Origin of the sequence: Nitrobacter vulgaris (assembly GCF_031453995.1) — a bacterium.
Taxonomy (GTDB): domain Bacteria; phylum Pseudomonadota; class Alphaproteobacteria; order Rhizobiales; family Xanthobacteraceae; genus Nitrobacter; species Nitrobacter vulgaris.
In genome coordinates this window covers 35,001-55,614 of the sequence record NZ_JAVDPZ010000005.1, presented here as the reverse complement: position 1 = coordinate 55,614, position 20,614 = coordinate 35,001, and the positions used below count along the sequence as shown (strand labels likewise).

Annotated in this window: 19 protein-coding genes and 1 riboswitch; of the genes, 7 read left to right on the top strand and 12 right to left on the bottom strand. The window is 61.4% G+C overall.

Features of this window, described 5'->3' with window-relative positions; translation table 11 throughout:
• Positions 1–189 precede the first annotated feature (189 nt).
• Entirely contained in the window at positions 190–975 is a 786-nt protein-coding gene (locus tag GGQ85_RS04380) for an MOSC domain-containing protein (protein WP_309773648.1), read from the top strand.
• A 165-nt stretch (positions 976–1,140) separates the two neighbouring features.
• On the opposite strand, the gene GGQ85_RS04375 is transcribed toward GGQ85_RS04380, so the two are convergent.
• The 3 genes from GGQ85_RS04375 to metX all read right to left on the bottom strand — a co-directional run bounded on the left by GGQ85_RS04375 (position 1,141) and on the right by metX (position 4,034).
• Positions 1,141–1,755, bottom strand: a complete 615-nt coding sequence (locus tag GGQ85_RS04375; protein WP_079445734.1) for a TIGR02594 family protein — start codon at positions 1,753–1,755, stop codon at positions 1,141–1,143.
• Positions 1,756–2,143: 388 nt separating this feature from the next.
• Positions 2,144–2,833: a methionine biosynthesis protein MetW gene (metW, locus tag GGQ85_RS04370; RefSeq protein ID WP_309773647.1), complete on the bottom strand. Its 690-nt coding sequence runs from the start codon at positions 2,831–2,833 to the stop codon at positions 2,144–2,146.
• A gap of 1 nt (position 2,834) precedes the next feature.
• Entirely contained in the window at positions 2,835–4,034 is a 1,200-nt protein-coding gene (metX, locus tag GGQ85_RS04365; RefSeq protein WP_309773505.1) for a homoserine O-acetyltransferase MetX, read from the bottom strand.
• Positions 4,035–4,123: 89 nt separating this feature from the next.
• Positions 4,124–4,203, bottom strand: a riboswitch (SAM riboswitch).
• A gap of 281 nt (positions 4,204–4,484) precedes the next feature.
• On the opposite strand from metX, the gene GGQ85_RS04360 reads away from it, so the two are divergent.
• The 3 genes from GGQ85_RS04360 to GGQ85_RS04350 all read left to right on the top strand — a co-directional run bounded on the left by GGQ85_RS04360 (position 4,485) and on the right by GGQ85_RS04350 (position 7,491).
• Complete coding sequence (locus tag GGQ85_RS04360) at positions 4,485–5,336, top strand: chorismate mutase (RefSeq protein WP_309773504.1); 852 nt, start codon at positions 4,485–4,487, stop codon at positions 5,334–5,336.
• 125 nt (positions 5,337–5,461) lie between these two features.
• Positions 5,462–6,559 (top strand): pyridoxal phosphate-dependent aminotransferase, encoded by a 1,098-nt coding sequence (locus tag GGQ85_RS04355; protein ID WP_309773503.1) that lies wholly within the window; start codon positions 5,462–5,464, stop codon positions 6,557–6,559.
• On the top strand, positions 6,556–7,491 hold the full coding sequence (locus GGQ85_RS04350; protein ID WP_309773502.1) for a prephenate/arogenate dehydrogenase family protein: 936 nt from the start codon (positions 6,556–6,558) through the stop codon (positions 7,489–7,491). Before GGQ85_RS04355 ends, GGQ85_RS04350 begins: the two co-directional genes overlap by 4 nt.
• Before the next feature lie 102 nt (positions 7,492–7,593).
• Here GGQ85_RS04350 and GGQ85_RS04345 read toward each other — a convergent pair whose 3' ends face one another.
• A complete protein-coding gene (locus GGQ85_RS04345; protein WP_309773500.1) occupies positions 7,594–8,781 on the bottom strand; it encodes a DUF2125 domain-containing protein in 1,188 nt (395 codons plus the stop codon).
• 227 nt (positions 8,782–9,008) lie between these two features.
• Between GGQ85_RS04345 and GGQ85_RS04340 the strand changes: the two genes are divergently transcribed.
• Positions 9,009–9,593 (top strand): gamma-glutamylcyclotransferase, encoded by a 585-nt coding sequence (locus GGQ85_RS04340; RefSeq protein WP_309773499.1) that lies wholly within the window; start codon positions 9,009–9,011, stop codon positions 9,591–9,593.
• Between the two features lie 51 nt (positions 9,594–9,644).
• Here the strand turns inward: GGQ85_RS04340 and GGQ85_RS04335 are convergent, their stop codons facing one another.
• The 4 genes from GGQ85_RS04335 to ftsE all read right to left on the bottom strand — a co-directional run bounded on the left by GGQ85_RS04335 (position 9,645) and on the right by ftsE (position 12,886).
• A complete protein-coding gene (locus GGQ85_RS04335) occupies positions 9,645–10,403 on the bottom strand; it encodes a lysophospholipid acyltransferase family protein (protein ID WP_309773498.1) in 759 nt (252 codons plus the stop codon).
• An 87-nt stretch (positions 10,404–10,490) separates the two neighbouring features.
• A complete protein-coding gene (locus tag GGQ85_RS04330; RefSeq protein WP_079445727.1) occupies positions 10,491–11,168 on the bottom strand; it encodes a YdcF family protein in 678 nt (225 codons plus the stop codon).
• Between the two features lie 94 nt (positions 11,169–11,262).
• Positions 11,263–12,234 (bottom strand): cell division protein FtsX, encoded by a 972-nt coding sequence (locus tag GGQ85_RS04325; RefSeq protein ID WP_309773497.1) that lies wholly within the window; start codon positions 12,232–12,234, stop codon positions 11,263–11,265.
• A complete protein-coding gene (gene ftsE / locus GGQ85_RS04320) occupies positions 12,227–12,886 on the bottom strand; it encodes a cell division ATP-binding protein FtsE (protein ID WP_309773496.1) in 660 nt (219 codons plus the stop codon). Before ftsE ends, GGQ85_RS04325 begins: the two co-directional genes overlap by 8 nt.
• 349 nt (positions 12,887–13,235) lie before the next feature.
• On the opposite strand from ftsE, the gene GGQ85_RS04315 reads away from it, so the two are divergent.
• Positions 13,236–14,093, top strand: coding sequence for an MJ0042-type zinc finger domain-containing protein (locus GGQ85_RS04315; protein ID WP_309773495.1), 858 nt, complete (start codon positions 13,236–13,238; stop codon positions 14,091–14,093).
• A gap of 3 nt (positions 14,094–14,096) precedes the next feature.
• Positions 14,097–14,489, top strand: a complete 393-nt coding sequence (locus tag GGQ85_RS04310; protein WP_079445723.1) for a response regulator — start codon at positions 14,097–14,099, stop codon at positions 14,487–14,489.
• On the opposite strand, the gene GGQ85_RS04305 is transcribed toward GGQ85_RS04310, so the two are convergent.
• The 4 genes from GGQ85_RS04305 to GGQ85_RS04290 form a co-directional block, all read right to left on the bottom strand.
• Complete coding sequence (locus GGQ85_RS04305; protein ID WP_309773494.1) at positions 14,476–16,980, bottom strand: TIGR02302 family protein; 2,505 nt, start codon at positions 16,978–16,980, stop codon at positions 14,476–14,478. The two genes, GGQ85_RS04310 and GGQ85_RS04305, sit on opposite strands and share 14 nt — an antisense overlap.
• 305 nt (positions 16,981–17,285) lie before the next feature.
• Entirely contained in the window at positions 17,286–17,840 is a 555-nt protein-coding gene (locus GGQ85_RS04300; RefSeq protein ID WP_309773493.1) for a methylated-DNA--[protein]-cysteine S-methyltransferase, read from the bottom strand.
• A gap of 127 nt (positions 17,841–17,967) precedes the next feature.
• Positions 17,968–19,488 (bottom strand): FAD-dependent oxidoreductase, encoded by a 1,521-nt coding sequence (locus GGQ85_RS04295; RefSeq protein ID WP_309773492.1) that lies wholly within the window; start codon positions 19,486–19,488, stop codon positions 17,968–17,970.
• 372 nt (positions 19,489–19,860) lie between these two features.
• Complete coding sequence (locus GGQ85_RS04290) at positions 19,861–20,457, bottom strand: hypothetical protein (protein ID WP_309773491.1); 597 nt, start codon at positions 20,455–20,457, stop codon at positions 19,861–19,863.
• Positions 20,458–20,614 lie beyond the last annotated feature (157 nt).

Genomic DNA, 20,614 nt, shown 5'->3' with positions numbered 1-20,614 from the left:
CCCGAAGGCACGAAAGCAGCATCCTCATTGGGGTTCCGCCGCCGCATTGACATTCCTCAACCGGCAGCGGTCGACGCCGGATCGTTCCGGCGGTAACAAATGTAGGAATACGCTCCCAGGAAATGAAGGGGCATGGTTCGGAGATTCGAAGCCGATGGCAAGGCTCGCAGGAATCTTTTAAAGAACACCATGTCCGAAATTTCCAATGCAGCCGTTAGCGCCCTTTACCGCTATCCCGTCAAAGGTCTGTCCGCCGAACCTTTGCAACACGCGATGCTTACCCCCGGCGAGACCGTTTCTGGCGACCGCAGCTATGCGATCGAGAACGGTCCGACCGGATTCGACCCTGCCGTGCCTCGGTACCTCCCAAAATCCAGGTTTTTGATGCTGATGCGCGACGAGCGGCTCGCTACGCTCCACAGCCGTTATGACGACACCAGCCGAGTTTTGACAATCCGGACTGGCGGCGAGGAGGCGGTGCGCGCCGACCTCGGAACAGCCGAGGGCCGCGCCGCGGTCGAACGGTTCTTCGCCGCCAACTTCTCGCAGGAACTGAGGGGACCGCCCCAGGTTCTCGTCGGCAACGGACACAGCTTTTCGGACGTCGCAAGGAAAGTGGTTTCGATCATCAATCTCGAGAGTGTCGCCGCGATCGAAAAAATGGTGGGGCAGCCGGTTCACCCGCTACGCTTCCGCGCCAACCTGTACGTCCGATGCTGGCCGGCCTGGAGCGAACTCGACTTGCTGGAGCGCACACTCGCGATCGGCGACATCCGGCTCAAGGTGGTCAAGCGCATCGTCCGATGCACCGCCACCAACGTCGACCCGGAGACCGCGGCACGCGATCTCGACATTCCGCGCACGCTGATGCGAACGCTGGGGCATTGCGATTGTGGGGTTTATGCGGAAGTCGTCACCGGCGGCACGATCAGGATCGACGATAAAGTCGAAACGCTTTCGGAATCGCCCGCGTAAACGAGAGACCGCGGTTCTTCCTTCCACTCCTGCTCCGCCGCAGGAGAGGCCGCAGGGACGACGTCCGTGCGGAGCGCGGGAGCCCGTCGAAACGTGCCCCCGCCGGTCCTCGCTCACTGCGAAACCCTCTCCTTTGCAGGAGAGGGCGAAACGGCATCATATGCCTCAGTTCGGTACGACGTAGGCGTAGATGCGGCCGCGGGGATAGACCGACTCCGCGACGCGATGGCCGTGATTGCCCGAGACGATGATCGGATTACCACGCCGATCGATACCGCTGACGACGCCGACATGGCCGCCGCCGCGTCGGCCCATGACGGCGATGGCGCCGACCTGTGGGCCGGAAACTCGCCGCCCGTAATGCGCGAATGAACGCGCCATGTCGGAGCCCGTCCCCTGGTGTCCAGCGCGCTTCAGAACCATGTTCATGAACCGCGCGCACCAGAGCCGGCTACGACCGGTGGGGTTACCTCCGATGTAGCGCCGGGCTTCCGCAACAACATTCGAGACCAAGCCTCCGCCTGAAAATCCCGTCCCCGGAGTCAAGGCGGCGTTGGCGTCCCTCCACTCACGCGCATGAAATCGCCGCGTGTAGCGGTATCTGTGATGACGATAATGCCGGTGAACGTGATGATGGTGTTTATAGTGAACGTGCGCGTAATGTCCCGCACGATAGTAAGGTCTAGCCGAGGCCGGTATCGCAAAAGCGACCACGGCCAAGAAACACACCGCCAGTGCCAAAATACGCGGCAACCAGCGCAACGCAACTAACTGGAACATACTTGCTCCCCTGTGACACCTCCCACTTCCCCACACGCGTCACGGTGAACTCCGCTCTTATGTCGTGCCGAGAAAACGCGGGCCTTAAAATCACGGGGGGCAGGCTTTTTGAAGTCATACCTGCATTGCGCGTAGCGCATATCTGCGGTGCAATACGCCTTTCGTAGAGTGCGGTGTTTTTCCAAATTGATGTTTTAAAAAGGTATTTTGCGATAGGCGTAAGTTACCAAGCCCATTTATTAAGACGCCGGGTACTGGCCACGTTGCGCCGCAAACCGGTTCCTCGAGCCCTGGAGCGCGTGGAACTCGATCCATTCAGGAGCTCGATCGATCCATCATCACGAACGCGATCGACCCAAATTTTGAGCGGAGTGGACGAAAAGTACCTTTACTCGTCCTTTGTTGAAGCCTGAGCGATCTTCTCCGCCCGGCTTAGCAGAAACACTCCCTGCTCCCCGAACATATTCCAAAACCACCAGGGCGCGTTGAACCGCAGCGGCCGGCCGTAAAGATTGAGCGCGACCGCACGCTCGATCTTGACATTGATCTCGTCGCAGAGCTGGACGAAATCCTTGATGGTACAGAAATGGATATTCGGGGTGTCGTACCATGTGGCCGGCAGGTTGTCCGTGCGCGGCATGTGGCCGCCGATCAGAAGCTGAACACGCATCTTCCAGTAGCCGAAATTCGGAAACGAAACGACGCCATGCCGGCCGATCCGTAGCAGATTTTCCAGCACTGTTTTCGGCTGCCGTGTGGCCTGCAAGGTCTGCGACAGGATGACGTAGTCGAAGGCATCGTCGGGATAGTTGATAAGGTCGGTATCGGCGTCACCCTGCACCACTGCAAGACCCTTGGCCACGCAACGATTGACGCCCTCCCGCGACAGCTCGATGCCGCGGCCATCGATGCCCCGCGTCTCGAGCAGTTGCAAAAGATCGCCGTCGCCACAACCGACGTCCAGAACCTTTGAACCTGGCTTGATCATCTCCGCCAACAGGAGATGATCACTGCGATAACGGTCGCCCGCCCGCGGAGCGACCTCATCTAACGGCAGGGCCGGCTGCTCCACACTCATCTCATTGCCCTGCATCGGCCACGCCGCGGGTCTTTCCCGCAGATTCCAGGAACGCACGCGCGATATCGAAGAACTCGGGAACGTCGAGCAGGAAGGCATCATGGCCGCGATCGGTCTCGATCTCCGCGAACGAGACCCGCGCACCGCCGGCATTGAGGGCATGCACGGTCGCCCGCGATTCGGAGGTCGGAAACAACCAGTCGCTGGTGAACGAGACCACGCAGAACCGGGTGTGGGTATCGCGAAACGCGGCGGCCAACACGCCGTCATGATCGGCCGCCACATCGAAATAGTCCATCGCTCGCGTGAGATAGAGATAGCTGTTGGCATCAAAGCGCTCAACGAATGACGATCCCTGGTGACGCAGATAGCTTTCGACCTGGAAATCCGCGTCGAACGAAAATGTCGGCAGCTCGCGATCTTGCATCCGCCGTCCGAACTTGCGATGCAGCGCCGCGTCCGACAGATAAGTAATGTGTGCGGCCATCCGCGCCACGCCCAGGCCCCGGTGGGGATGGGTGCCCTGCTCGACATAGCGGCCGTCGCGCCAGTCGGGATCAGCCATTACCGCTTGCCGTCCCAATTCGTGAAACGCAATGTTCTGCGCGGAGTGACGCGTGCTGCAGGCGATCGGCAGCGCTGAGAACACGCGCTTCGGATAGGCCGCACACCACTGCAGCACCTGCATGCCGCCCATGGAGCCACCGACCACCGAAAACAGCGTGTCGATTTCGAGGCGGTCGATCAGCATGGCCTGCGCGCGCACCATGTCAGGGATGGTGATGACCGGGAAGTCCAGGCCCCACACCTTGCCGGTCGCGGGATTAATCGAGGCGGGACCCGTCGAGCCCATACAACCCCCGATCACGTTGGAGCAGATAATGAAATACTTCTCGGTGTCGAGCGGTTTGCCGGGTCCCACCAGGGTCACCCACCAGCCTGGTTTTCCGGTGAGCGGATGAAGGTTAGCCACATGCTGGTCCCCGGTGAGGGCATGGCAAACCAGGATGGCATTGGATTTTGCAGTATTGAGTTTACCATAGGTCTGATAGGCAATCTGGAACGGCGCGAGATCGATGCCGCAATCGAGCGGAAGCGGTTGGTCGCTTCCGAAGATCTCGACCTGCGACGTGGGATGATCTGCTTCCTGGGCTCGATACTCGGCTTGAGCCGGCCCCGGTATCGATTGCACGTTTGCCATCCTGCACTGCCCCCGCCGGGGCTTCGGGAAACCACCGGACCGCAGGCCATAAAAAACCCGGCCCGAACTTGGGTTCGGCCGGGATCAGGATTTCGCTGTCCCCGGCCTGTTTAGCGAGTTGTTTAACGTGGCTGCAAGCCGGCCGGCTCAAATGACCACGGAACGGACGAAAAATAGTCCGCTGCATGCTTTTCGTCAAGACAAGCAGATCGGCTGCTTGCTGCCGGCCCACGATCACGACCGGGGCCAGAGCATTTTCGAGCGAAGTGAATACCGGTTCGCGTAAAGAAAACGCATCACATCAAACCGTAGAGCCACGTTTCTGACTCTGTAAGAAGCGTGGCTCTATGGTCGCTTCCAACATTCGCAAGAAGGCTCGCTGAAACGGGATGCGAATGTTAGAACCGGACCGCGGCCGACGCTCCTTCCCGCGGCCGACAGGTTGCATCCATGACGAAAATCTCCCCCGCGCCTCCATCTCTGCAAGACTTACGCAAAGAGATCGACGCCATCGACGAGCAGGTTCACAACCTGCTGATGCAGCGCGGCGACATCATTGACCGCCTGATATCGGTGAAGCAGACCCAGGAGGTCGGCTCGGCATTCCGGCCGGCGCGCGAGGCTGACATGATGCGGCGTCTGGCGCAGCGCCATCGCGGCATCCTGCCGCTCGACACCGTCGAAAGCATCTGGCGCGTCATCATCGCAACCTTCACCTACGTTCAGGCGCCCTTCTCGCTGCACGCCGATCTCTCGCTCGGCGAATCCGCGATGCGGGATTCCGCGCGCTTCCATTTTGGCTTCACCATCCCCTTCGTGCCGCACTTCAATGCGCAAGCCGCTGTGGAAGCCGTGGCGAATGCGAAAGGCGACCTCGCACTCGTCTCGGCGACCTCGAGCCGCGCGCCATGGTGGCTTGCACTGGAAACCGACGGCGCGCCAAAGATCATCGCTCGCCTGCCCTTCATCGAGCGCGCCGATCACCCGGCCGCGCTGCCGGTGTTCGTGATCTCACGAGTCGCCGACGATGCGCGGGTCACGGAGGTGGAGACCTGGAGCGTGCGCGTCTCCGGCTGGAATGCCAATACCGCCCGCACACTGTCGCCGCTCGCCGAGATCGTTGCAGTGCCCGATGGCGCCTTCGACGGCGCCGCGCTGCTGGTGTCCATCACGGGCGGCACCAGCCTCGACACCATCAAATTGGCGCTGATCGAAGCCGGCGCGTCGGTCCGTTCAATGGCCCTCGTCGGCAGTCACGCAACGCGCTATACGATGCCTTCCAGCAGGGCGGCTCGTCCGTAACGTCCCGCTACAGCGTTTTCCAGCGAAGCGGATACCAGTTCGCGTGAAGAAAACGCGTCAAATCAAAATCTTAGAGCCCGCTTCTGATTCCATCAGAAGCGAAAGGCTCTAGTCCGGAGCAAATGATGTCCCGACCGGTGCCTAACCCCGGCATTCTCGATATTGCGCCCTACACGCCCGGCAAGAGTCCGGTACCGGAGGCGGGCCGCAAAGTGTTCAAGCTGTCGGCCAATGAAACGCCGTTCGGCCCTTCGCCAAAGGCGATGGACGCTTATCGCGATGCCGTGGCTCACCTCGAAGGCTATCCGGAAGGCACCTCGCGCGTGTTGCGCGCAGCCATCGGGCGCGCCTACGGGCTGGACCCGGACCGCATTATCTGTGGCGCGGGATCGGACGAGATTCTCAACCTGCTGGCGCATACCTTTCTCGGCCACGGCGACGAAGCGATTTCGACCACGCACGGCTTTCTGGTGTACCCGATTGCGACCTTGGCAAACGGCGCGACAAACGTCGTCGCACCCGAGACCGAGTACACCGCAGACATCGACGCGATCCTCAAGCGGGTCACGCCGAAGACCAAGATGGTCTGGCTCGCTAATCCAAACAATCCGACCGGCACCTACCTGCCGTTCGACGAGATCAGGCGGTTGCGCGCGGGCCTGCCATCGCACGTGCTACTGGTGCTCGACGGTGCCTATTCGGATTATGTGTCGCGCAACGACTACGAATTCGGCATCGAGCTGGTGGCGACGACGGAAAATACCGTGCTGACCCACACCTTCTCCAAGATCCACGGCTTGGCCTCGCTGCGGATCGGCTGGATGTTCGGCCCGGCGCATATCGTCGATGCCGTGAACCGGATCCGCGGCCCCTTCAATGTCTCGACGCCGGCAATGCTTGCGGCCGTGGCCGCGATCGAGGACACCGCGCACGTTCAGATGTCGAAGGTTCACACGGAAGAGTGGCGCAACTGGCTAACGGACGAAGTGACAAAGCTCGGCCTCAAGGTCACGCCCAGCGTGACGAACTTCATCCTGATCCACTTCCCGGACACCAAGGGCAAGACGGCGTCTGAGGCCGACGTGTTTCTGACCAAACGCGGCCTCGTGCTTCGTGCGCTCGACAATTACGGCCTGCCGAATGCCTTGCGCATGACCATCGGCACCGAGGAAGCCAACCGGCTGGTGGCGGACGGCTTGCGCGACTTCATGGCGCAGGCATGACCGCACCACCCTTATTCCGGCGGATCGCGCTGATCGGATTCGGCCTGATTGGCGGCTCGATCGCGCGCGCCGCGCGCGCGCAAGGCCTCGCCGGCGAAATCGTCGTCACCGCACGCTCCGCGAAGACGCGTGCGCGGGTGACGGAGCTCGGCATTGTCGATCGCGTGGTGGACACCAACGCCGAAGCCGCAAGCGACGCCGACCTCGTGATCCTCTGTATTCCGGTCGGGGCGTGCGGCGCGGTGGCGCAAGAGATCGCATCTCACCTCCGGCCGGACGCCATTGTCTCCGACGTGGGATCGGTGAAAGGCGCCGTCGTCCGCGAGATGACCCCATATCTGCCCACCAGCGTGCATTTCGTGCCAGCACATCCGGTGGCCGGCACTGAGCACTCGGGTCCGGATTCCGGCTTCGCCGAACTGTTTATCAATCGCTGGTGCATACTGACGCCGCCGGACAAAACGGATATCGCCGCCGTCGACAAGTTGCGCGCGTTCTGGACCGCGATCGGCGCCAGGGTCGAGATCATGACCCCTCAGCATCATGATTTGGTGCTGGCGATCACCAGCCATCTGCCGCACCTGATCGCTTACACCATTGTTGGCACCGCGGACGAACTCGGCGAGGTCACATCCTCCGAAGTGATGAAATTTTCCGCCGGCGGCTTTCGCGACTTCACGCGCATCGCCGCCTCCGACCCCACCATGTGGCGCGACGTATTTCTGGCCAACAAGGATGCGGTGCTGGAAATGCTCGGCACCTTCAACGAAGATCTCTCCAAGCTGACGCGCGCCATGCGCCGTGGCGATGGCGAAGCGCTTTTTGAGCACTTCACCCGCACCCGCGCGATCCGCCGCGGCATCGTCGAGATCGGCCAGGATTCCGCGGCTCCCGATTTCGGGCGGCTGCAGACGGGTGCAAAGAAGCCATAGGGGCATTGCCGGACTCGATCCGGCAATCCATCCTTTTACGAGAAATGATGGGTGCGCGGGTCAAGCACGCGCATGACCGCCGAAGCAGATATCAGCACTGGATCAGAACAGCGGCGGCGTCTGAGCGACCTTCAGCGGCCCGATGAAGACTGCGCCGTTAACGAACCGCAACGGGAAAGAGCGCGCCTTTTTGCCTTCCAGCGTTGCCTCCTGACCGATCGTAGCGAGGCCCGCCACGACACCGACATTGGCGTTCTCGCGCACGGCCTTGCCCAACCCCGGAATCGCCCGGTCCAGCGCACCGAACAGATTGTCGATATCCTTTGTCTTCACGCCAGGCGCGACCTTATCGAGAGTATCCTGCGGCACGCCCTGCTCCAGCATTTTCTCGATTCCGAGCGCCGGAATCACCTTCTCGAAACCGGTTGCTGTCATGTGTAACTCGCCGTCGAGGTGCCCATCGGCGGTAAGCCCTAGCGAGCCTGCGGCTATCGCGATCAGATCGCCTTGCTGGATACGCGACTGCTTGATCTCGATGCGGCCGTCCGCCGCCTGCAATTCGCGAAACCGCACCGGCCAGGGTTTCGGCGTTAAATCCTTCAGCCCGTGTACGATCGCACGGATATCAGCATCGAATGGCGCAGTCAGCACCGGATGAACGTCCTGAATGGTCGCCCCGGTCAATTCAAGGACGGTCTCGATCGCCGGATGATCTGGTCTGGAGTTCTCCGCGATGCGGCCGTGAAGCTCGACTTGCTTGGCGCGCACAAGCGGGGTCTGTACCGAGGCTGCGACACGGTCGATCACTGGATCTTGGAAAACGATATCCGCGCTCTGCGGAGTACCTGGCAATCCGACAATGCTGCTGCGCGCGATGCTCCAGTTGACGACCATCACCGGCTGTCCATGTTGGGATAGCGTTGCCGGGGCTTTGAACTCTGCGATCAGCAGTTTCGGAGTATAGATCTGCGCGACCACCAGGATATCCCCGAGGCGCGCAGTCAGTGGCGCTATCGCCGCCTGATCGGCCGTTTGCGACTTTAGCTCGACGGTCGCGTCCTTGCAGTGAACCTCAAGACGGAAGGGGAATCCGGCGACAGTCCGCTTGGCGCAATCATAGCTGCGCCCGGACGCGGCCTCGCGCGCACGCCAGGCATCGACCGTCTGATCGACCTGGGAGGCGGCATAAAACCAGAACCCACTCCAAGCCGCGGCGGCGATGACCACCAGCACGGGCATGACGAAGACGGGCCAAAGACGGTGCTTGCGAGAGGCGTTGGCAGCGTTCATGCGGGAGGCTGGCTCGTGAATTTGTCAGGTGGCGGGGGTCTCCGACCATAGTCGCGCAACCTCGGCAAAACCAGCCCCTTTCGTTCCGCTTCGCCTGGCGGTGCGGCTCTGTTAAAGCATCTGTTGGCCGGGTAAATCCCGGCTAGCCCTAAGAAAATGCTCTCAATTATAATAGCTTGTGCGTATTCGGTATCCAATTTGCGGGATACGCTCTGGTTGGAGCGTGGATGAGTGTGCAGGAACGAGTTGACCCGGCTATTGGTAGGTCCGACAGCGATCTCTGGGTATTTGCCTATGGTTCGCTGATGTGGCGACCGGGATTCGATTTTGCCGAGCAGATTCCAGCGCGGCTGATCGGCGAGCACCGGGCGCTCTGCGTCTATTCGTTCGACCATCGCGGGACGCCGGAGAGACCGGGGCTGGTTCTCGGGCTCGACCGGGGGGGAGCTTGCCGGGGCATTGCATTCCGCGTTGCAGCCAACCGGCGCGAGACCACAATTGCGTATTTGCGGGACCGCGAGCAGACCACCCACGTCTATCGGGAGGTGACGCGCTCCGTCTGGCTCGAGGACGACGCGCGCCGGCGGGTCAGCGCGCTCGCTTACGTGGTCGATCGCGGACATGTCCAGTATGCCGGACGGCTGACGCTGGCGGAACAGGTCCATTATGTCCGCCAGGGGCACGGCCGATCCGGACACAATCGGGACTATGTCTTGTCGACCGTGAAGTCGATCGAGTCACAGGGCTTTCGCGACCCTAAACTTCATCAGCTGGCAGAACTGCTGCACAATGATGCGCGGTTGCCCAGGTAGGGGCGATGCAAGCAGTTTTGAATAGGACTCTTGGCGTTTCGAGATCATGCTCTAATCCTCCGCCGCCCGACCCAACAACCGCCCCTGCTCACGCAGTCCCATCTCGACCAGAGAAGCGGTCGACCCTTCGATCGACGCCATCAACCGCGACATGAATTCATCGCGCCGCAGTCCTGGTGGCAGCGGTTCGAGGAATTCAACCGTAATCGTTCCCGGATAACGCAGGAACGTCCGGCGGGGCCAGCACAGACCGGAGTTGAGGGCCACCGGAACACACGGCACATCGCCTTCGGCATAGATCATGGCGACGCCGCTCTTGTAGGCTGGCGGGGCTCCGATCGGACGTCGCGTGCCTTCCGGGAAGATGACGAGCTGGCGCCCGAGACGCATCTCCTCCCGCGTCATCCGGATCAGCATCTTAAGCGAGCGTATGCCGGCTTTGCGGTCGATGCCGATCATGCCCGTCTTCATCAGATACCAGCCAAAGAACGGAATCCATGTCAGCTCGCGCTTGAGGATGACGACCGGCTGATCAATGAGACTAAAGAGGGCAAAGGTCTCCCACATCGACTGATGTTTCGAGGCGAAGATCAGGGGGCCCTTTGGAATCCTCCCGGTACCGAGGATTTTGACGCGCGTGCCGCAGATGACGCGCATCAGCCAGATATTCCAGCGTCCCCAAGCCTTCGCCATCCTGACCAACACCGCGCGCGGCATCACGAATGTCGGCAGCGCGACAACGATCCAGACTGCCATCGTCAAATAGAACAAAACGTTGAAGACCAGCGAGCGCACAAAGATCGAAATCATCAAGCATCCAATTCCGTGGTGTTAATTGGCGCGTAGTCTAATTGCAAAAGCCCGAAGCCGGACGGCGTGGTCGAACGCCCCGGTCGGCTAATCGCCGTTTTCGGGGGGAAGTTCGAGGCCAAGATGGGCCAGACGAACCCGCGCCTCCGCAGCGATGTATTTGACATATTCCGATAACAAGAGCCGCAGGGTAGCGGCGCTGGTCCACCATGGCTCTTCGCGCCACTTGTCGCCGATGACCGCGAACGGAATCAAGGTGACGTTCGGCATCGCGTGCGACAGTTCGACGATGGCGCGAGGCATATGATAATTCGACGTCACCACAATTAGCGAACGGAATCCCTGCTCGTCCACCCAGCGCCGCGTCTCGCTTGCGTTGCTCCGGGTGTTAACCGCGGAGCGATCGAGATCGACGCAGCATGTCAGCAGTCGCTGGTTGTCCGGCAACGAGCGTGAAATATCGCTGACCCCGTTGGTCGGATGAACACCCGAAATCAGCAGCCGCTTGCCGTAGCCGCCGGCCAGCAACTCGACGGCATCGGAAATCCGCGACGAGCCGCCGGTGAGCACGACAATGCCGTCCGCGTTACCGGCAGGCTTTGTCTCCACCCCTCGCAGTTGCGACAGAAATCCGACGAAGCCCACCCCTGCCCCGACAAAGGCAATCCCAACGGCGGCAACCGCGGCCGCGAGCAACGTGCGGCGCCGCCGCGCCGGCACCCGACCCGAGGCTTCCGGTTTGTCATGGCGGGTTTGTTCACTCATCCGTTCGATGTCCTGGTCCCCTCGACTTTAGTGCGTTTTGGGGCGAAGTGGAATTCGACCGCGCCGGAATGTCGCGCTGGCCCTGAGCGACTGCTCAATCGATCTCATCAAGCGTCGCGAACAATGTGCGGCGGGAAGCCCAGGCGGTGACCGCCGCAATCAGGACCGTCTGGCCAGCCAGCACGAGATAGCCGGACGGGCGCAGCGAGAACGTGCCCAGAAGCGCCGCAAACTGATCTCCCACCGGCGTTCCGGAAAACCAATTGGCGATCGATTCGGAGAACCCGAACATCAGCATCGCGGCGACGCAACCGATCACGCCGCCCCTCAGCCCGAGCCGCAGGAAATGACGCAGAAAGTGATTGGCGATGTAGCGGTCGCTGGCCCCGACGAAATGCAGCACCTCGACGATCGGACGATTGGCCGCCATGGCCCCCCGGGTCGCGAACGATACCGAGATAATGGTCGCAATAATGACCAGCGCGAGAACCCCGATTCCGGCGAACACGGTCGCGTTGGTCATCGATCGCATCCGGTCGATCCAGGCGCGATGGTCGTCCACGCTGGTCGAGGGCGCCAGTTGCGTCACGCGGCTACGAAGCCCTTCCAGATCGAGCCTGGTCCCCGGCGCGGCGCGCGCCACAATCATGCGCGGTATCGGCAGATCGTCGAGCGACAGACCGCTGCCGAGCCAAGGCTCCAGCAGCTTGCCCGACTCCTCCTTGGTGTACGGCCGGACATCGAGGATTCCCGGATGCTCCCGAGCCGCGGCGGCGACCGCGGTTACATCGCGCTCGAGGTCGCGACCGGCGACGGGACGCACCTGGATGGTGATTTCGCTCGCGACCTCCGACTGCCATTCCGCAGCCGAAGCGTTGATTAGAAGTACCGCCCCGGTCGTGATCGACGCCAGAAACGTCATGATGGCGACCACGGCCACCAGGGCGCGGCCCGCGATCGATGCACGCGGCACGATCGGCGACATATTGCGTGCGCGGACCGGCACCTGCGGGCGTTCGCGCCCGAGATCCATCAGCACATCGTGTCCGTCCCCTCCCTTACTCATAGATGTGCAGCCGTCCCTTATGCAGCACCAGCCGCCGCGCGTCGTACTGATCCATCAGAGCGATATCGTGGGTGGCAATGATGACCGCCGTGCCGGACTTGTTCAACTCGATGAACAGCCGCAGCAAACGTTGCCCAAGTGTCGGATCGACGTTGCCGGTCGGCTCGTCTGCCAGCAGAAGCTGCGGTCGCGCTATCACCGCGCGAGCGATCGCCGCGCGCTGCTTCTCCCCTCCGGACAGGACCGGCGGCAGCGCATCCATGCGCTCGCCAAGACCCACCCACTTCAGAAGATCGATGACTTCGCGGCGGTAGGTCGACTCATCGCGGCCCATAACCCGGAATGGCAATGCGACGTTTTCGTAAGTTGTCATGTGGTCGAGCAGGCGAAAGTCCTGCCACACGATCCCGATACGCTTGCGCAAGTCGGCGATCGCATCCTTGCTCAGCAGCGAGACGTCCTGACCGAACAGGTTGACAAGACCCCTCGTCGGCCGCAGCGACAGAAAAAGCAGCCGCAGCAGGGAGGATTTACCGGCACCCGACGGGCCGGTGAGGAACTGAAAGGAACGGGCGGGAAGATTAAAGCTGAGGTCGCGCAAAATCTCCGGGCCGAGCCCGTAACGCAAGCCGACATTTTCGAACCGGATCAAGCCTTGTGTCCCGATTTCCAAGTTCGCAATATTCCAGCGTTTCCTTTCGCGAACCTGGAACTCGAAAGGGCACTAATGTGCCGGTTTCCGAAGTTCGCCCTCCATGCAACAACTCAATGATCCTGGTGTGGTTGGACCGAAAGGTCCCTTGATCACCTTGCTGAATGAAGAAAATGGATCATCACCACACGAACGTTCGGTCGAGGGAGGCTGACGCCGGCGCGGCCCCAACCACATCTGTGGCCTCTGGAACAAAGCTCACCCTCGTCCCCTTGTGCGTCGGTTATGGTTTCCGATTCGTTAACGGTCAGCGCGTAGACTTCCGGCAGTCACTTCTGGCGATTCGTCCATGCACATTGTATGCCCACACTGCACGACATCCTATGCGGTCGATCTCGCAAGTTTCGGCGGAACGGGCCGCACCGTCCGCTGTTCGCGCTGCAAGAAAACATGGCGGGCGGCGCCTGACAATATCGCCAACGTTCGCATCCCCACGATGGCGGGAGCGGACGAGATGGCGGGATGGACCGATCCTCCGAAGACCGGCGACATGCCATCCGTCGACAGTCCGTCGATCGCCAGCGATTTGCCGAAATCCCCCGAAGTCGGGGGGCCGCCACAGGATCTCGCCGGTGTCTGGACTTCGGCGGCCCGACAAGACAATACGCCCCACGACAATGCGGCGCGCGATGACAAGCGTCCGCTCTCCATTGCTTCGCGGTTCCGCGACCGGCTCAAGCCCTTATTCGCGCTTCGCCCGCCAGTGATAACTCTGAACACCTTCTGCGTTGCGATGGCCGCGATGGTGCTGGCTCTTGTCATCTGGCGCGTCGAGATCGTGCGCCTGCTGCCGCAAACCGCAACGTTCTATCGGCTGGTCGGACTGGAGGTGAACCTGCGCGGGTTGGCCTTCAAGGACGTCAAGACGTCCACCGAAATCGTCGACGGCAAGCCGGTGCTGGTGATCGAAGGCATGATCGTCGCGCAAAGCCGCAAGCCGGTCGAATTGCCGCGCCTGCGCTTCAGTGTCCGTGACGCGCATGAAACCGAAATCTACGCGTGGAACGCAGTGCTCGAGCAGGCAGCGCTCAAGCCCGGCGAAAACGTCTGGTTCCGGACACGGCTGGCGGCCCCGCCATCTGAAGGCCGCAGGATCGGTGTTCGCTTCTTTAACCGGCAGGACCTTGCGGCCGGGAACGGAGCCTGAGTCATGGCGCGGGTTCTGATCGCTGACGACGAGGACTCGATGCGTTCGCTTGTCGCCCGCGCCATCGCCATGGACGGCCACGAGACAGTGACGGCGGCCGATGGCGCCGAAGCGCTGGATATTCTGACCGGTGACGCGCGCGCTTTCGACCTTCTGCTCACTGACATCAAGATGCCGATCATGGACGGCATCGCGCTGGCTCTTGCCGTCGCACGCGATTTCCCTGACCTGGTCATCCTGCTGATGACAGGTTTCGCCGATCAGCGCGAGCGCGCCTCGGGTCTCAACGCTATTGTGCACGACGTCGTTACGAAGCCGTTCTCGGTGGCCGATATCCGCTCTGCCGTCGCCGGGGCATTAAGCACGCTGACTGACGGAACGATCAGTAATCCTTAAGCAACCGTTCGATGTAATCGAGTTCGATTTTCGGCCGTGACGGATCGGCGATGCGGCGGCGCAACTCTTCAAGAATGCGGCGCACTCGCTGCACGTCGATTTCGCCAGGAATTTTGACTGTCGTATCGTTGCCAAACTCGCGGCCATGCAGCGGGCGCCCCAACGGGTCAGTCTGACCGCCGTTCTGCCGGCCCGCTCGACTATCCGGCCCGTCTTCACCCTGCTGCAAAGCTTCGGCAAGGCTTCGAGCGCCCTTGCGCAGCGCATCGAGGGCCCGGCCTTGCGCGTCGACGGCGCCATCGGCATGACCTTCGCCAAGCCGGCCGTCGGCCTGGCCCATTGCGGAATCGGCCTGACCGAGATCGTCACCCGGCCCGGCCGACTGCCCTTGCATGCCGTGCTGGCTCGGCCCCATTCCGCGTTTGGCAAGTTCCTGCTGCAATGTCTGAAGCCTGTCACGCAGGGCCTGCTGATCCCGCTGCAGGCCACTCATGGCATTCTGGTCGTGGCGCTCTTGGCTGTGATCGCGACGCGAATCCAAACCCTGCCTGTAGGTCTTGTCGCGCAACTGCTGCTGCTTTCGGATCATGTCACCGAGTTCATTCAGCGACTGTTGCAGATCTCCTCCCTCACCCTGGCCCGGCTGCGCCATTTGCAGATTCTCGAGCATCTGCTGCAACTGATCGAGCAATTGCCTGGCGGCGTCCTTGTCGCCCGAGCGGGACAGACGCTCCATGCGCTCGATCATGTTGTCGAGGTCCTGCGGGCGCATGACCCTGCTGTTGGGATCGAGCGGACGCGCCAGTTGCTCCGGATTGTCGCGCATCTGTTCGGCCAACTGGCGCAGGTAATTATCCAGCGCCGCGCGCAGATTCTCGGTGAGCTTCTTGATCTCCTCATCGCTCGCGCCGCGCTCCAATGCTTCCTTCAGTGCATCCTGCGCGGCACGCAGCGCTTTCTCGACGTCGGTGATATTGCCGTCCTCGATGCTTACGGCGAGCCCCCAGAGGCTGGCGACGACCTCACGCAACTGGGCATCGATGCGCGCTTCCTCGAGCTGCTTCGTTACGCTGTAAAGACCGAGATACTCCCCCACCTTGGGAGTGAATACCTCGGGGGCGATCAGGAGAGCATCGAGTGCCGTATGGACCTGCTTATTCTGATTAGCGTCCAGCGCCAGGATGCGGCGCTGCTCGATCAGCGCGCGCGCAAGCGGTTTAGTGAACACGCGTTCCGGCAGGCGCAGGTCGAGCGGTTCGCTGCGCCCCTCGTTTCCGGCATCGTCGCGCGCGGTCAGCGTCAAGGTCACTTCGGCGCCGGCGTAGGGACTTTCGCTCAGATCCTTGACCGTCTGCCCGATTCCGCTGCGGGGTCTGGCATTTGGCAACACCAGCGCGAATTGCGGCGGATCGAACAATGGGCGCGCAACCGCCCCGTCCTTTGCAGCGGGTCCGGGCCGGGTCGAAAATTCCGCATGCGCTTCGGTCACGCCGTAATCGTCCTCCAGGCGATAGGACATCAGCAACGATCCGCGCGCCTGGCGCTCCGGCCGCTTGGCCAGCGATATGGCCGGGACACGATCGGCAATTGCGCTAAATGTCCATTGCGGTAGCCCCGCGGGGGCGCGCACACGAGCCGTACCATCCGCGGCAATGATGAAATGCCGCTCGTTCGTACCTTCCGGGGGCTTGTCGGCATTAGCCTTTTCAGTCACGCCGCCACCGAGCGCGACGTCGAAGTTGCCTCCGCTCGAACGCACGGTCAGCGTGCTGCCCGCAGGCACCGGAAGCGGCCCGCCATCGAAGGACGCTGCATCCGCGTTGGTCTTGGACAGGATGATCGGGGGCTTGCCGGTATAAGGCGGCGGAGCCACCCACGCATCGACCCTGACATTGGTCGATGTCAGCATTCCATTCCAGTCGAACGCAGCAGCCACGCGCTCGGTCCGTTCGCCGTCCGCCGCGATATAGGTGGCGACCATCAGCACCATCACCAGCGATCGCAGCGCCCAGCGGTCGTGCAGCGGTAGCCTCGGCGACGGCAACCCGGCGCGAAGACGCTTGATCGCCGTCAACGTGCGCGCGCGCTGTGCCTGCCACAAAGCATGCGCGACCGGATCCCGGGTCGTCAGCGTGTCGGCGAGCGCGGTGACGGGACGATGGCGAAGGCCAGCACTGCGGTCGAGCCGGCCCAATCCTTCCTCGCGGCTGGGCCAGCGGAACCTGATGGCAGGCGCCATCGCCGCAATGGCGAGCAGAACAAATGCAGCAAGGGCAACGGCGCGTCCCATCACTGGTAGAACAAGCCAAACGCCAGCCCAGGAAACCGCCAGAAAAAGCCCGCCGACGCAAAGCAGCCGCGCAACATGCGGCCATGCCCTTTCCCATGCGATCACCCACCTTGCGCGCTGCAGAGCTCGCGTCAGTTCAAGTCCCGCCAACTCACGCTGGTCGCCGTCCTGACTGGATGGATCGAAGGGAACACCGCTCAACTGTGTCTCCGGGCTACTGGAGCCATTCCGGCCTTGGAGTCTTTCCGCTTCTGACAGAATGAGAAGCGTGATGATTTTGATCTGTGTTTCTTCAGACGCGGCGCCTGATCCGGGTCAAACCCGCGCATCGCCACTCGAAACGAGATAAACAGCACCTTACCACGGCGGCGGCAATGAGGCATCGGAAACGACTGAACCGCTCGGGCTCAGCCTGACGGCGTGATGCGCCGGTCGGTCCAGTCAGGCCAAACCGGTCCAGGTCTTCCGCAACAAGAACGCTCAGAGCGGCAATTGCGGGAAACAGGTCAATCGAACAAGCCTGGCGTGTGATTGATGATCGCGCCCTCGATGGTAAGCATTTTCAGCTTGGTCGCAACGCCGCCGTTCGCCGAGAAGCCTCCCGGTTTGTCGCCGGCTGCAAGCACGCGATGGCACGGCACCACGATCGGACACGGATTACGGCCGAGCGCCTGACCGACATCGCGCGACAGTTCAACGCCGCCGAGACGTTTGGCGATATCGCCATAGGTCATCGTCCTGCCCGGAGGAATGGTGCGTGCGATGTCATAAACGCGGCGATCAAATTCGCCTACGCCGTCGAGATTGAGCACCACATTGGATAAATCGGCCGGCTTACCTTCAAGCAACGCATACATGCCGTCAATCGCAGCCTGTACAGCGTCCGGCGGAACTGCCTCTGCAACGCTCCCGAAACGCTGGAGAATGCGCATCCGGGTTTTGTCCTTATCCGGCAGCGGCAGTTGCACAGCTTCGACGCCACGCATCGTCCAAACGATACCGCAAATTCCAATCGCGGAATCGAACAGCGCGAATTTACGATCAGCTAGCTGTTCACTCACGGATCGCTCCGTCGCAGACTGGCGTATTCATGAGCAAAGGGATTACGTCTCACAAGAACTCACGATCACGCCGACTTCGGCCAGCGCAATGGAATGGTGATCATCTCCTATACCGCGCAGCCGAACTTCAGGAGACCACGGCGCGCTCCATCGCCACTTCCTCCTTGAGGTGCTCAATGTCCCGATAGATCGAGGATACCGCCAGCACGCGCCCCTGATGTTTGTAGCGCAGCAGGCAATCCCGATCAGCGACGTTTCCGTCGACCTCGATCTGATCCCACTTTAACGCATGTCCGAGATAATTGATTGGCACATCATAATGCTGGCTCCAGAAAAACGGCACAGCGTCATACTTTTCGTTGTGTCCCAGCATGTTGCGCGCGGCAACCTGGCCCTGACGCTGAGCTACCACCCAGTGCTCGACGCGGATGTTCTCCCCGAAACGCGAATCGGGCCAGCGCGCGATGTCGCCGGCCGCATAGATGCCGGGAGCGCTTGTTTCCAGGAACTCGTTGACGAGTACGCCGCGGTCGATCTTCAGTCCCGCCTTCTCCGCAAGCTCCAGGCGCGGCTTCACACCGACGCCAAAGACAACGAAATCGGCCTCCAGCACGTCACCACTCCTGAGCGTGGCTTTCTTTTCGCCGATCGCCGTGACCGTATCCTCCAGATGGAAGATGACGCCGTGTTCTTCATGCAGCGAACGGACGAAATCGCCCATCTCCGCACCGAGAATGCGCTCCATCGGACGCGATTCAGGCGCAACGACATGAACCTCGATTCCGCGGGCACGCAACGAGGCCGCGACTTCAAGACCGATGAAACTCGCCCCAATGACAACGACCCGGCTCGCCGATTTCGCCGCATCGATGATGGCACGGCAATCTTTGAGCGACCGCAACGTGTGGACGTGCGGCAGGTTTGCCCCCGCAATCGGTAGCCTGACCGGCTCGGCGCCGGTCGCCAGCAACAGCCGATCGTAGCCGATGACATCGCCATCGATCGAAAGCTGGCGCGCTGACGGATCGATAGCGGTAACCGTCGTACGCAGTCGCAGATCGATGCCCGCCTGCTGGTAGAAATCGTCGGGGCGCAGCGGCAGCCAATCCTCGGGCGCTGAACCGGCTAGATAATCTTTCGACAGGTTCGGCCGGTCGACCGGCGCCGCGTCGTCGCTGCTCAGCATCACGATGCTGCCTTTGTAGTCTTGCCGGCGAAGCATCTCGGCGGCGGCAAAACCCGCCGCGCCACCACCGATGATCACGATTTTCTTTGGGTGATCGGGCTTCGCGACCTTGACTGCCGGCCGCTCGCGTTTCTTGCCAACAAAAACCCGGCCGTCGCGCTGCTCGACCTCCCAGACGTCGAGCGCGTTGAAGGCGGGAGCACAGGTCGCCTCGCCAGTGCGCAGGTCGAAGCAGGCATGATGCCATGGACACCGGACAGTGCCGTCGACAACGAGTCCTTCAGCGAGCGGTCCGTGGTAATGGCTGCAGTGGGCATCGATCGCGAAAATCTCGGCACCTTCGCGGACCAACAGAATCTCCTGGTCACCGACATGGCCGACCAGCTTTCCATCCCTGAAATCGCCGGGATCGACGCCCTGCGTCAGGTCTGGTCCACTCGGTTGAGCCTGCTCCTCGGCCATCGACTGCCCCTCCATGGTTGCGCGGCGCCGGATGCGCGAGACACAATCGCGTTCTCCCGCCGCACGGTTTCACACCGGCGGTAGTCCGGCAAGTTCACCCTCTTTTAGAGGGAATGAAAAGGGAAAGGTTCCACGCCGGAATGCTCGTACACAACGCGTCGGTCGACCACCGCACCCAGCTCAGCGGAGCCGGATTCCGCAGCATTACCCAAATTTCAGGTTAACGGTTTGATCAAGCCGGATCAAACCGGGCTTGTCTCATTGGGAGCCGCTCCGCGGATCTGGATCATACTCCAGAATCGTTGTGGACTTTATCCGCCGACGCCATACGAATGTGCGTCACACTTTGCAGCGAACTCAGGCCGTCCGGACTCAATCGTCCTCATCCTCGGACAATGCCCCGATGAGCTTGTCATAGTACTTGCCAACGAGATCGATGTTCCCCTTGTTCTCGATCACCGGCGCCGGTGCCTTCAACGCCGCATTCATGTCAGCAAGCGTCTGCTTCTTCTCCTTGGCCGGCATCTTGGTGTTGGCCTGCACTGTGGCAATCTGCTGTTTCAGCACCGCCTCGGCACCAATGTATTTCTTCGTGGCCGGATCGAAGCCGGCGAGCACGAGGCTAATATTATCCATCACATTGTTGTACTCGGCGTAGCTGGCAAAGCCTGATTTCTTCGAAATCGTCTCAAGCTCGGCCGCCGCCTTCGAATCCGGTTTCGCATTCGGATTGTCCGGCAGCTTGTCCTCTAGCGCGTCCATGTCCTTCTGCGCCGCCAGTACACCTTCGATCTGCTTCTCAGTGAGCGCGATCTGCTTCATCGGCGCATCGGCGGGCGGCGCTGCCTCGGCCGCTGCAGGTGCCCGTTTGGCCTGTGCGAAAACGTTACCGCTCGAAAGAGCAGCGACGGGCAGCGTGAGACCGGCAACAGCGACCGCAAAAACGGTGGAGCGAACAACGCCACGCATGAGATTCTCCTCGGCTAAAGTCTTTCACCGTTTCACCGGAAACGGTGAAAGACTTATGTTTTTGATTTGGCGTGTTTTCTTCACGCGAACTGGATTTCACTTCGTTCCAAAACGCTATAAGCGTTTTATGAATCGCAAGGATGGATGCGGCATCAAG

What these genes read in the sequence shown, in the direction of transcription:
- GGQ85_RS04380 (WP_309773648.1), top strand. Translation starts at nt 190, where the DNA reads ATGTCCGAAATTTCCAATGCAGCCGTTAGCGCCCTTTACCGCTATCCC.
- GGQ85_RS04375 (WP_079445734.1), bottom strand. Translation starts at nt 1,755, where the DNA reads ATGTTCCAGTTAGTTGCGTTGCGCTGGTTGCCGCGTATTTTGGCACTG.
- metW (WP_309773647.1), bottom strand. Translation starts at nt 2,833, where the DNA reads ATGAGTGTGGAGCAGCCGGCCCTGCCGTTAGATGAGGTCGCTCCGCGG.
- metX (WP_309773505.1), bottom strand. Translation starts at nt 4,034, where the DNA reads ATGGCAAACGTGCAATCGATACCGGGGCCGGCTCAAGCCGAGTATCGA.
- GGQ85_RS04360 (WP_309773504.1), top strand. Translation starts at nt 4,485, where the DNA reads ATGACGAAAATCTCCCCCGCGCCTCCATCTCTGCAAGACTTACGCAAA.
- GGQ85_RS04355 (WP_309773503.1), top strand. Translation starts at nt 5,462, where the DNA reads ATGTCCCGACCGGTGCCTAACCCCGGCATTCTCGATATTGCGCCCTAC.
- GGQ85_RS04350 (WP_309773502.1), top strand. Translation starts at nt 6,556, where the DNA reads ATGACCGCACCACCCTTATTCCGGCGGATCGCGCTGATCGGATTCGGC.
- GGQ85_RS04345 (WP_309773500.1), bottom strand. Translation starts at nt 8,781, where the DNA reads ATGAACGCTGCCAACGCCTCTCGCAAGCACCGTCTTTGGCCCGTCTTC.
- GGQ85_RS04340 (WP_309773499.1), top strand. Translation starts at nt 9,009, where the DNA reads ATGAGTGTGCAGGAACGAGTTGACCCGGCTATTGGTAGGTCCGACAGC.
- GGQ85_RS04335 (WP_309773498.1), bottom strand. Translation starts at nt 10,403, where the DNA reads ATGATTTCGATCTTTGTGCGCTCGCTGGTCTTCAACGTTTTGTTCTAT.
- GGQ85_RS04330 (WP_079445727.1), bottom strand. Translation starts at nt 11,168, where the DNA reads ATGAGTGAACAAACCCGCCATGACAAACCGGAAGCCTCGGGTCGGGTG.
- GGQ85_RS04325 (WP_309773497.1), bottom strand. Translation starts at nt 12,234, where the DNA reads ATGAGTAAGGGAGGGGACGGACACGATGTGCTGATGGATCTCGGGCGC.
- GGQ85_RS04315 (WP_309773495.1), top strand. Translation starts at nt 13,236, where the DNA reads ATGCACATTGTATGCCCACACTGCACGACATCCTATGCGGTCGATCTC.
- GGQ85_RS04310 (WP_079445723.1), top strand. Translation starts at nt 14,097, where the DNA reads ATGGCGCGGGTTCTGATCGCTGACGACGAGGACTCGATGCGTTCGCTT.
- GGQ85_RS04295 (WP_309773492.1), bottom strand. Translation starts at nt 19,488, where the DNA reads ATGGCCGAGGAGCAGGCTCAACCGAGTGGACCAGACCTGACGCAGGGC.
- GGQ85_RS04290 (WP_309773491.1), bottom strand. Translation starts at nt 20,457, where the DNA reads ATGCGTGGCGTTGTTCGCTCCACCGTTTTTGCGGTCGCTGTTGCCGGT.